This is a genomic window from Halomonas sp. ATBC28 (assembly GCF_005937175.1).
Taxonomy (GTDB): Bacteria; Pseudomonadota; Gammaproteobacteria; order Pseudomonadales; family Halomonadaceae; genus Vreelandella; species Vreelandella titanicae.
Genome location: NZ_VCQL01000014.1, coordinates 153,443 through 164,329, shown reverse-complemented (window position 1 = coordinate 164,329; position 10,887 = coordinate 153,443). Strand labels below are relative to the sequence as shown.

The window sequence follows — 10,887 nt, the reverse complement described above, 5'->3', positions numbered from 1 at the left end:
TACTCACCCGTCCGCCGCTCGTCAGCATCTAGCAAGCTAGATCTGTTACCGCTCGACTTGCATGTGTTAGGCCTGCCGCCAGCGTTCAATCTGAGCCATGATCAAACTCTTCAGTTTAAGATCTATGTGATCCTTACATGTCACCCGAGGGCAACAAAAGCGGATCAAACTTGGCTCAAGGTTCAAACGAATTCATTCAAAACAGATATCAAAGGACGAATCCTTTAAAACCTTATTGCTTGAGTCGCTTGCCTTGATATTCGGTGATTTGCCACCAACATCAGCAAGCGCCCACATGAATTACCTGATCAAATTGTTAAAGAGCTGTTTCGCTGCTTGATTGCTGTGAAAGCAACCGGGCTGCCGTTGACTTGGCTTGCCTCAGCGAGGAAGGCGTATTCTACGCATTTCCTGGTGGTTGTCAAGGACGTTGTTTTCGATGCAAACCTGACCACATCCAAAACCGCTAACTCATTGACAAACCGAAGCTTTTACACTTCATTCACCGCTGGTAACGCTTGGCGTCCCCGGCAGCGGATGCGTACTTTACGGATTCGCTGCCGGGTTGGCAAGCGGTTTTGTAGAAAAATTACAGATTGTCCGCCATGCGTGAATGAAAGCCCTTCGGCACTACCCTCATTGGCGGTTACACTAGCGCTATCTACCACCTTACTGAGGTCCGCCATGAGCCACCACCTGCTAACTGTCGACTCATTAAACCGCGAAAGCGTTGATCATTTACTGCGTGTGGCTGCACGCATGGAGCCAATTGCTCAGCGGCGCCAAGTGACACGAGTGTTGGAAGGGGCGGTACTCGGCAACCTGTTTTTTGAAGCCAGCACCCGTACGCGGGTAAGCTTCAATGCTGCCTTTTGTCGTTTAGGTGGCAGCGTATGTGACACCACGGGCTTCACTTTCTCCTCTATGGCGAAGGGAGAGTCACTATATGACACCAGCCGTGTAATGAGTGGCTACTGCGACGCCATTGTAATGCGCCACCCCGACCAGGGCTCGGTGGCTGAGTTTGCCGCGGCGACGAATGTACCGGTTATTAATGGTGGCGACGGCCCCGGGGAGCACCCCAGCCAAGCACTACTTGACCTTTATACGATTGCTAAAGAGTTTCAGCGCCTAGGTAAATCACTGACCGGTGCGCATATTTTACTCACCGGCGACTTGAAGTACGGCCGTACCGTACATTCACTGATTAAGCTTTTATCCCTCTATGACCCGCTGCGCATTACCCTGGTGTCGCCGCCGGGCCTTGAGATGCCTTCCAAGCTGATTGACTTAGTAGCCTCTCGCGGCCACCGCATTGAGCAGCGCGATTCTCTCGCTAGTGATTTTGCCGATTTAGATGTGGTGTACACCACACGGATACAGAAGGAACGCTTTACCGACGAGATGAATGAGAGCTTTCAGGGGCTCTCTGACGACTTTATGGTTAACCGCGATTTTCTCGATCACCGCTGCAGCCAAAGCACCATTGTGATGCACCCGCTACCCAGGGATAGCCGCCCCGGCGCGAATGATTTAAACGTCGACCTTAACGGCGATCCGCGTCTGGCGATTTTCCGCCAAACCGATAACGGTATCCCCATGCGAATGGCGATTTTCGCGACACTGCTCAATGTCGATGAGCTAATCGAAAAAGAGCTACGCCCCGTGCGCTGGTACGTACCCACCCAAACGGGCACGCTGGATCGTTAAAGCGCAAAAGTTTAAGGGTAGGAATTTCAAGGTAGAACTTATAGAGAAAGGCGCCCGCCAGGCAAGCCTTCCTGGTGGGCGAACCAGCCTTCAAGAATAAGAATAGCCGCAATGCCATCGACACTGTCTTGACGATAATTGCCTTTATGGCCCGCCTCGCGAGCGATTAGCTTAGCTTCTCGCGTGGTGCCACGCTCATCGACCATTTCACACGGTTTACCAAAACGGCCATGCAAACGATTACCGAACTTGCGAGCGCGAGTGCTCATATCTGACTCGCTACCGTCCATATTCAACGGTAATCCCACCACTAACAGATCCGGCTGCCACTCGTTAAGTAGCCGTGACACGACATTCCAATCGGGAATCCCATCCCTTGCCGTCAGCGGAGTGAGCTCGCGCGCACTGCGCAGCAGCTCGTTGCCCACCGCCACACCAATACGCCGAGTGCCGTAGTCAAAGGCCAGGATTAAGCGCTGCCCCGCTTCGGCCATCAGGCGTGCCCCGCGTCTCGGGTCATTAGGTTAAGATCAATACCGAGTAAACCAGCCGCCGCGGTTAAGCGCTCAACGGGCGGGGTATTGAAGAGCACGTTGCTCTCGGCTTCTACCGTTAGCCAGCTGTTCTCCTTCAACTCCTCTTCCAATTGCCCGACTTCCCAGCCCGCGCAGCCTAAGCAGACTAAAAAGTGCTCTGGCCCCTCGCCAGCGGCAAAGGCCTGAAGAATATCCAGCGAGGTGGTCAGCGCAATACCGTCCTCCACCTGGATACTCGAGTCCCACTGCTGGCTATCGCCGACATGCAGAATGAAGCCACGGTCTTTATGCATAGGCCCGCCATAATAAACCGGCGCATTACGATGTGGGCTTGTTTCACCGCCTAATTCCAGCTGATCAAACAGCGCCTCAAGCGTGATCTCTAACGGTCGGTTAGTAATCACCCCCATGCAGCCGTTGTTATCGTGATCGCAAAGATAGATCAGACTACCGGCAAAATTAGGATCTTCTAAATGCGGCATAGCCATTAGAAAGTGATGTTTCAAACTTTGCATGCGTCTCCCACTGCCTGCTGGCATCTCAGCAGACATAGCGTAATAAGTGTCATTATAAGAGTGAAGCCGTGCCTAGGCTAAGCGGCGCTCGATGGCATCCAGCAGTAAACCGGCAATATTGGTGCCCCGCTGATCATCAATTTCACGCACACAGGTGGGGCTGGTGACGTTGATTTCAGTAATATAGTCACCGATGACATCGAGGCCGACAAACATTAAGCCTTTGTCCCGAATCATGGGCTGTACCTGCTGAATTAGCCAGCGATCACGATCAGTAAGCTCGCGACTCACGCCCCGCCCTCCGGCAGCTAGATTGCCACGAGTCTCGCCCGCAGAGGGTATACGCGCCAGTCCAAAAGGAACGGGCTCACCATCGACTAACAGAATACGCGTATCGCCATTCTTAATTTCCGGCAGGTAGCGCTGGGCCATAATTTGCCGCTGCCCGCGCAAGGTAAGCTGCTCAATGACCGCGCCGATATTACGGCCTTCCGGGCCAATATGAAAAATGCCGGTACCGCCCATGCCATCCAGTGGCTTGAAGATTACATCGCCGTGCTCCGCATGGAAGGCGCGCAGTACATCGTCGCGGCTGGCCACAAGCGTCGGCGCGCAGCACTGAGGAAACTGTTGCGCAAACAGCTTTTCATTACACTGCAACAGCGCTGCCGTGGGGTTAACCACCAGCACACCCTCACGCTCAGCAAAACCTAATAAATGCACGGCGTTAGTGAAATCGGCATCGACGGGCGGATCTTTACGCATCAGCACCACATCCAGCTCAACCATTGGACGCGCAGAGGGCTCGCCCAGGTCGTACCAGTGGTTCGGATCACGATGCACCGTTAACGGCCGCATACGTGCGTAGGCTTGCCCTGCATTCAAGAAAAGGTCTTCCTGCTCCATATAGTGCAGGGTGTAACCGCGCTCCTGGGCGGCCCATAGCATGGCCATGGTGGTGTCTTTCTTGTAAGCAATGTCGCTGATGGGATCCATCACAACGCCGAGATGCAGATTTGATTGGCTCATCGGGGGCACTATCCAAACATAAACAATAGAGGCCCAGTATGCCGTACTGCCCGCTAGGCTCCAACTGCCCCAGCTAACTACTCGCCGAGCGCGCTAGGCACTATGCGAATAGCATTAGGCTCCAGAGTGATTAACTGCTGCTTATAAAGCCGCCCAATGGCTTGTTTATAAGCACTTTTACTCACCCCTAAGCGTGCTTTAACTTCATGGGCAGGGCTTTTATCCCCGAGTGCCAAATAGCCGCCGCTTTCACGTAGCGCCTGCATAATTTTGTCACCGACTACATCTAAACGCGCAGCGCCTGGCGGTAGCAGCGAGATATTGAGGCGGCCATCTTCACGACGCTGCTTCACATAGCCTTTAACGGATTGGCCACGGCGCAATGGCTGAGTGACGTCGTCCTGGTAAATTAGCCCCCAGTAGCGGTGATTCACCGCCACCTTCATCCCCAGGTCAGTTCGCTCCGCCACCACTACGGCGACTTCGTCGCCCTTTTCCATGGCCCAGGCGTCATCGGTCAAAAAACGATCCAGCTTCATCGACGCCACTGGCCGCCCCTGGTCGTCGCTGTACAGCATAACCAGAACACGTTTACCGGGATCAGGGCGAAAATGCTGCTCGCTAAACGGTAGCAACACATCTTTTGGCTGCCCCCACTGCAAAAACGCGCCGATGTTATTGACGGCCGTAACCGTTAGGTACGCCACTTCTCCCAACTGGGCGGCTGCATCGCTGGCGGATCGGGGGGATGAGTGTGACTCACGCACCATGGGTAACGTCCTTCAAGAAAATAGACCAACATTATGGTGCCTGACACCCACAGGGCAAAGCGAGATAGCATTTTTTAGTGGTTGAAAGCATGCCTGACGCCTGAAAAAGCAAACACTCCACAACCTGCTACTCTCAAAAACACTAGGGCCTGTTGACGTTTCACTCACGGCCGCGCTGGTGCCCGTTTTTATTCGCGGCAAGGCAGGAGGAGAGATGTTTGGTTATTCCAAATGAACGACGACTAACGCCGCCGCGGATAAAAACGGGCCCAGCCCTTCGGGTTGCACCACAAAGCGCGCCATACGGCGTTGCAAAACTTGAAAAGGGAACCACCCTTCCCTGCATTTTGCGCCTTGTCTGGCGCGCTTTGTGGTGCAACGCGGTTCGCGATGAAACGTCAACAGGCCCTAGACAAAATTAGGCGTAGAGGAGCGAACATGGAAGGGTTCACGCTTTTTGATACGATCGTTTTGATTGGTTACATCAGCTTAATCGCCTGGATTGGTTCACGCTTCGGCAAAGATCAGCATAACCCCGAAGACTATTTTCTAGGCGGTCGCAAAATCCCCGGCTGGGCCATCGGTCTTTCGGTCATGGCAACCCAAGCCAGCGCGATCACCTTTATCGGGGCGCCGGGCTGGGGCTTCGAGGGAGGCCTTGAACGCCTGGTGACGTTTATCAATGTGCCCTTGGCCATGATCGTGTTGATTTTGGTGCTGGTACCTATTTTCCACCGCGCGGGCATCTATAGTATCTACGAACTGCTGGAGCGTCGTTTCGGCCCAGCGACGCGTACCCTTACCGCCCTGCTGTTTCTGATTGCCCGCGGCCTAGCCACTGGCGTGGTGCTCTATGCGCCAGCGCTCGTGCTTGCGGTGGTGACCGGTTGGAGCGTGAACCTCACCATTATCATTATGGCGGTACTGGCGATCAGCTATACCGTGCTGGGCGGTATCAGCGCGGTGATCTGGACTGACGTGGTGCAAATGTTCGTGCTCTGGCTTGGCGCGCTGTTAAGCATCTTCTTTTTAGTGACCAGCCTGCCTGGCGGTTGGGGCGATGTCTTCGAGTTTGGCGCGGCCAGCGGGATGTTCAACGCCATCGATTTGTCCTTCGACCCCAGCGTGACCTACTCGCTATGGGCCGGACTGTTCGGTGGCTTTTTCCTGCATGTGGCCTACTTCGGCACCGACCAGAGCCAAATCCAGCGAGTGCTCTCAAGCCCATCAGTGCTCGATGCTCAGCGCTCGCTGCTGATTGGCGGCTACCTGCTGATTCCGCAGATGCTGCTGTTTCTATTTATTGGCGTCATCTTGGCCACCTATTACCAGCAGCATGGGCTAACACCACCCGAAGATCTTAATGAGCTGCTACCCCGCTATGTCGTCAGCGCCTTTCCCTCAGGCATGGCCGGACTTGTCATTGCCGGGGTATTTGCCGCGGCGATGTCGAGTCTCGACTCGGCGCTCAACTCACTTTCAGCGGTGACCGTGCGGGATTTTTATAGTCGCTACATCAAACCTAATGCCAGCGATGCTCACTATCTGAAAGCATCACGAGTGGCCACCATATTTTGGGGGCTTTATGCCACCCTGTTTGCTTTCTTCGCCGGTAATCTTGGCCCTGTGATCGAGGCGGTCAACCAAATCGGCTCGTGGTTTTACGGGGCGCTACTGGGTACCTTCCTATTGGCTATTTTTAGCCACCGCTCCAACGCACGGGGAGCGATGGCCGGACTGATTGCCGGCATGCTCTCCGTATGGGCCGTCTCTGCGCTCCTCAATATCTCATGGCTGTATAACAACACGGTGGGGGTAGCGGTTTCGATGAGCGTTGGCTATCTCGTCAGCCTAACAGCGCCCGCTCCCAGCCAAGATCAGCTAAGCGATGTGATGATGGCCGAAGCGGCGCCGGATATGCAGGCCGTATTGGCCGCGAGAGCCGATAACGCTCAGGTGATTGGTCAAGAGGCAAGGTTGACGCGCCGTCGCTGTATCGGCCTATTCGCTTGGTTTTGTCTCATACTGGGCATGCTAGCGCTGCTGCAGGGGTGGGCAAATGGCTGAACGCTTAACACTTGCGCGGCGGATTGAAGAAGATACTGCTAAACGGTGCTTACAGCGACTTGGCGCGACGGCTTGCGAACCTGCCTGGGTTGGCCTCTGGGCGACCGCACTTGGCCTGCCTAATGGCACGCCGGGGGCTTGGCTACTGTGTGCTAAGGAAATGCGCCGCGCACTGCTACTAGTGGGTGCCGAACTACCCACCCAGGTCGAAGAACCCAGCTCAGCACTTAACATTGATAGCGGTTTACCGCCAACGCCAGAAGCACTGAACCGGCTGTGGCTATGGGAGCGTATGGCGACACCACGTCACTGGCGAATCCAGGTGCTGGGTAGCACCCCGACGCCGATATGGCTGCCTTGCTGGCTGGGCTATGCACGCGGCCGGCAACACCGCTTGCTGGTGATCAGTGGGCTATCAGGTGAACCGCTGCCGATGCTTAAACCCATCGTGCTTAAGGGCCTTCAGCAGGCATATCGAAATGGGCCGGAATCAGAGACAAAGAGTTCAGGGGCAAGCGAACGAAGGGAAAAAGCAGTTTGATAAGGCCTTGGCAGGTAGTAAGTACTTACAAATCGCCAAAGTAGTGCTGCAGCAACGAAAGCGCCACCACCGGTGCCGTCTCCGTACGCAAAACCCGTGGGCCGAGAGTCAGCGGCGTAAAGTCAGCGGTTTGGGCAGCGGCGATATCACTCTCGCTTAAACCGCCTTCAGGGCCGATAAGCAGCGCTACCGAAGCCGGTCGGTCTTGGCGATCAAACGCATTGCCGGTCGCTAGATGCAGCATCAAGCGCAGCGGCTCTTGGCGCTCTTCAAGCCATGCTGATAACGGCATCGGTGAATTCACTTGGGGCACCACCGCACGTCCACTCTGCTCGCAGGCGCTGGCAGCCACTGCCTGCCAGTGGGCTAGCTTTTTATCTTCACGGTCGCCCTTTAAGCGCACATCACCGCGCTCGGTATACAGCGGAGTAATCGCCGCAACGCCCAACTCGACGGTCTTCTGGATGGCATAATCCATTCGGTCGCCTTTAGAGATGGCCTGGCCTAAATGGACAGACAGCGGCGATTCACCACTGCCCGACCATACCGCTTCGACCCGCACGAGCGCCTGCTTGCGGCTAACGTCCGCCAAGCGCACCCCCGCCTCGAGACCTTGGCCGTCAAATAGCACCAACGGTGCACCTTCGCCCATGCGCAACACGCGGGTGATGTGGCGCGCCGGGCCGTCAGGCAATGCAAGTTCTCTGCCTGCTACGAAAGCAGCAGGCACATAGAGACGTGGCATTTTGCCATGCAGGGCGTACCAATCAGCGGCGTGCGTTTCTGACATGGCTTTTGGCATCGCTTAGTGAGTGTTTTCGGCGGCTTGCTTAGCTTCGCGCTGCTTACGCTGAGCGTACATCGCTTCGAAGTTAACCGGTGCCAGCATCAGTGGCGGGAAACCACCACGGTTGACCAGGTTATCCACGCACTCGCGGGCGTAGGGGAACAGCAGGTTAGGGCAGAAGGCACCTAGGGTTTGATCCAACTGCGCACCTTCAATACCGGCAATACGGAAAAGGCCCGCCTGTTCTACTTCCGCCAGGAAAGAGGTGGTACCGGTTTCGTTGTCGTTCACCTGGGCAGTGACTTTGACCACCACTTCATACTGGTCATCAGCAATTTTAGTGCTGGTGGTATTAAGATCCAGGTTCACCTTAGGTTTGAACGCCTGCTTAAACACCGAGGGCGAATTGGGCGCTTCAAACGAAATATCTTTTACATAAATACGCTGCAGCGAGAATTTGAGCTGCGGTTTTTCGTCCGCCGCGGCACCAGCCTGCGGGGTGTTGTTATCTTCCGCCATGAGAAAACTCCTGATTGTTGATTAAATAAAGGTAGCGTTGCTTACTTTTTAACCACCGGAAGGCCGTCGCCTTGCCACTGCGCCATACCGCCTCTCAACTTGTAAGCACGCTCAAAGCCTGCTTTGGTGAGCTTGGCCTGTGCGGCGCCAGAACTCTGACCGTGCTTGCAAACCACGATGACCGGCTGGGCTTTTACTTTATCCAGTTCGCTCATGCGGCTATCGAGGTTGCTCTGCGGAATGTTGCGCGCCCCCGCGATATGCCCGGCTTTGAAGTCTTTGTTTTCACGGATATCCAGCACCACCGCGTCTTCGCGGTTGATAAGCTGAGTGGCCTGCGAGGCAGTCAGTGCATTCGTGGCGGCGCTGCGCGTTTCATAAATAATCCACGCTATCAGCACCAGCAAAAATGCCCCAACTAGCAGGGGGTGGTTCTGTACGAATTCGAACACCTGATCGATCATCGCGAACACAATCTCTTGGTCTATGCAGAAAAAAGCGGCCTAACCGCTGCCAAAACGCGACAAGTATACACGTCAGATAGCTTCCCGCGCAGGCCAGGAGGTTGTACGGCTTGGCCGATCGTCGCGAGAAGCACGGATTCTGATCCAAATTTATCGATCGGTTGAGGCGAATAGCGCGCTATTTAACGAAATCGATCGACTAAAGTTGGCCAAAATACCGGGATTCGCAGTGGATCAGTGTTAAGCCGGACAGCCTCCTAAATCATGACGCCTGGCAGTTGCCTGCGTTATGATGCCCCAAGCGTGCGCCTGTCGCGACCCCGAATTTTCGAGTCGTTCGGCTTGCCAATCTTAACGAGGTTTTTTTATGGATACTTCTCGCACCCCGCGCCCCGTGGCGCTGATTATTCTCGACGGCTACGGCCACAACCCCGAGAGCGACCATAATGCGGTGGCCGCTGCCCATACGCCGACGATGGATACACTGTGGGAAAGCCGCCCTCACGCCTTCGTTCACACCGATGGCCTTAACGTGGGGCTTCCCGATGGTCAGATGGGCAACTCTGAAGTCGGCCATATGAATATTGGTGCCGGACGTATCGTTTATCAGGACTTCACCCGTATCAGCAAGGCGATTGAAGATGGCGACCTGGATGTTAATGACAACCTCACCCAGCCAATTGACGAAGCTGTCGCCAATGGTCGGCCGGTACACTTAATTGGCTTGCTCTCCCCTGGCGGCGTCCACAGCCATGAAGACCACTTTATTGCCATGGCCGAGCTTGCGGCACGCCGTGGCGCCCAGCGTATTTTTATTCACGCCTTTCTCGATGGCCGCGATATGCCACCGCAGAGTGCGTTGGCGTCGATAGAGCGCGCCAATGCTCGCCTGGCCGAGCTGGTGGGGGCTGATAATGGCTTTGTGGCCTCGATTATTGGCCGGTTCTACGCCATGGATCGCGACAACCGCTGGGAGCGCGTCGAGCAGGCCTACCGCCTGCTCACCGAGGGCCAAGCGGAGTACTACGCCCCCAGCGCTGAAACCGCACTGCGTGACGCCTACCAGCGCGGTGAAACCGACGAATTCGTATCGGCTAGCAGCATACCGCTCAAAGATGGTTCTAAAGAAAATGCCATCACCCTGCAGGATGGCGATGCAGCGATTTTCCTTAACTTCCGCTCTGACCGCGCCCGTGAGTTAACTCGTGCCTTTGCCGAGCCGGATTTCAACGACTTCGAGCGGCGGGCATGCCCTAAGCTTGCAGGTAAAGGGCTGGTAATGATGACCCAGTACGCCGCTGACATTCCTGCGCCTGCCGCCTTCCCGCCATCTGATCTTAATGACACTCTGGGGGAGGTCGTCGCCAAGCGTGGCTTGAAGCAGCTGCGTATTGCCGAAACCGAAAAGTATCCCCACGTGACGTTCTTCTTTTCAGGCGGTAACGAAGCCGAGTACGAAGGCGAAGAGCGCATCCTCGTGCCCTCTCCCCGTGATGTGCGCACCTACGACGAAAAACCTGAAATGAGCGCCTTTGAGATTACCGATAAGCTTGTCGATGCCATTGACGGCGGCAGCTTCGACCTGATCGTTTGTAACTACGCCAACGGTGATATGGTCGGCCACACCGGCGACTTCAATGCGGCGGTAAAAGCCATTGAGACCGTCGATACCTGCGTGGGTCGTGTCGTTGAAGCCATCGAGCGTGCAGGCGGCGCCTGCTTAATTACCGCCGACCACGGTAATGCCGAACAGATGGTTCATCCCGAAACCGGCGCACCGCAAACCGCCCACACCACCTTTGTGGTGCCGCTTATTTACGTCGGCGAACGTGCGGCCTCGCTTGAAGAGGGCAAACTATGCGACCTGGCCCCCACGCTGTTGACCATGATGGATCAGAAACAGCCCGAGGCGATGACGGGTAAACCACTGATCCATTATAAGTAATGTC

11 protein-coding genes and 1 rRNA gene are annotated in these 10,887 nt (G+C 55.5%); 4 read left to right on the top strand and 8 right to left on the bottom strand.

From position 1 onward, the window contains the following. Positions 1–117 (bottom strand): 16S ribosomal RNA (locus E0L35_RS16870); the annotation flags it as partial. A 420-nt stretch (positions 118–537) separates the two neighbouring features. Here E0L35_RS16870 and E0L35_RS16865 point away from each other — a divergent pair. Beyond that, positions 538–1,710, top strand: coding sequence for an aspartate carbamoyltransferase (locus tag E0L35_RS16865; RefSeq protein WP_138800908.1), 1,173 nt, complete (start codon positions 538–540; stop codon positions 1,708–1,710). 38 nt (positions 1,711–1,748) lie between these two features. On the opposite strand, the gene ruvX is transcribed toward E0L35_RS16865, so the two are convergent. The 4 genes from ruvX to E0L35_RS16845 form a co-directional block, all read right to left on the bottom strand. Beyond that, positions 1,749–2,204 carry a Holliday junction resolvase RuvX gene (gene ruvX / locus E0L35_RS16860; protein ID WP_022520995.1) on the bottom strand — a complete coding sequence of 152 codons (456 nt, stop codon included), beginning with the start codon at positions 2,202–2,204 and terminating at the stop codon, positions 1,749–1,751. Continuing rightward, entirely contained in the window at positions 2,204–2,761 is a 558-nt protein-coding gene (locus tag E0L35_RS16855) for a YqgE/AlgH family protein (protein WP_027958466.1), read from the bottom strand. The genes ruvX and E0L35_RS16855 overlap by 1 nt, the downstream gene beginning before the upstream one ends. A gap of 72 nt (positions 2,762–2,833) precedes the next feature. Then, entirely contained in the window at positions 2,834–3,790 is a 957-nt protein-coding gene (gene gshB / locus E0L35_RS16850) for a glutathione synthase (protein ID WP_027958467.1), read from the bottom strand. Between the two features lie 77 nt (positions 3,791–3,867). Further along, the gene (locus E0L35_RS16845) at positions 3,868–4,560 is read right to left on the bottom strand and encodes a S1-like domain-containing RNA-binding protein (RefSeq protein ID WP_138800907.1); all 693 of its coding nucleotides are present in this window, start codon (positions 4,558–4,560) and stop codon (positions 3,868–3,870) included. A 438-nt stretch (positions 4,561–4,998) separates the two neighbouring features. Between E0L35_RS16845 and E0L35_RS16840 the strand changes: the two genes are divergently transcribed. Further along, a complete protein-coding gene (locus E0L35_RS16840) occupies positions 4,999–6,627 on the top strand; it encodes a sodium:solute symporter (RefSeq protein ID WP_138800906.1) in 1,629 nt (542 codons plus the stop codon). Further along, positions 6,620–7,168, top strand: coding sequence for a hypothetical protein (locus tag E0L35_RS16835; RefSeq protein WP_138800905.1), 549 nt, complete (start codon positions 6,620–6,622; stop codon positions 7,166–7,168). The genes E0L35_RS16840 and E0L35_RS16835 overlap by 8 nt, the downstream gene beginning before the upstream one ends. Before the next feature lie 25 nt (positions 7,169–7,193). Here the strand turns inward: E0L35_RS16835 and E0L35_RS16830 are convergent, their stop codons facing one another. The 3 genes from E0L35_RS16830 to E0L35_RS16820 are packed head-to-tail and all read right to left on the bottom strand — an operon-like array spanning position 7,194 to position 8,938. Beyond that, positions 7,194–7,970, bottom strand: a complete 777-nt coding sequence (locus E0L35_RS16830; RefSeq protein ID WP_138800904.1) for a 16S rRNA (uracil(1498)-N(3))-methyltransferase — start codon at positions 7,968–7,970, stop codon at positions 7,194–7,196. A 3-nt stretch (positions 7,971–7,973) separates the two neighbouring features. Next, positions 7,974–8,474 carry a protein-export chaperone SecB gene (gene secB / locus E0L35_RS16825; RefSeq protein WP_027958471.1) on the bottom strand — a complete coding sequence of 167 codons (501 nt, stop codon included), beginning with the start codon at positions 8,472–8,474 and terminating at the stop codon, positions 7,974–7,976. 41 nt (positions 8,475–8,515) lie between these two features. Further along, complete coding sequence (locus E0L35_RS16820; protein ID WP_027958472.1) at positions 8,516–8,938, bottom strand: rhodanese-like domain-containing protein; 423 nt, start codon at positions 8,936–8,938, stop codon at positions 8,516–8,518. 367 nt (positions 8,939–9,305) lie between these two features. On the opposite strand from E0L35_RS16820, the gene gpmI reads away from it, so the two are divergent. Then, positions 9,306–10,883, top strand: coding sequence for a 2,3-bisphosphoglycerate-independent phosphoglycerate mutase (gene gpmI / locus E0L35_RS16815; protein ID WP_138800903.1), 1,578 nt, complete (start codon positions 9,306–9,308; stop codon positions 10,881–10,883). The last annotated feature ends 4 nt before the right edge of the window (positions 10,884–10,887 follow it).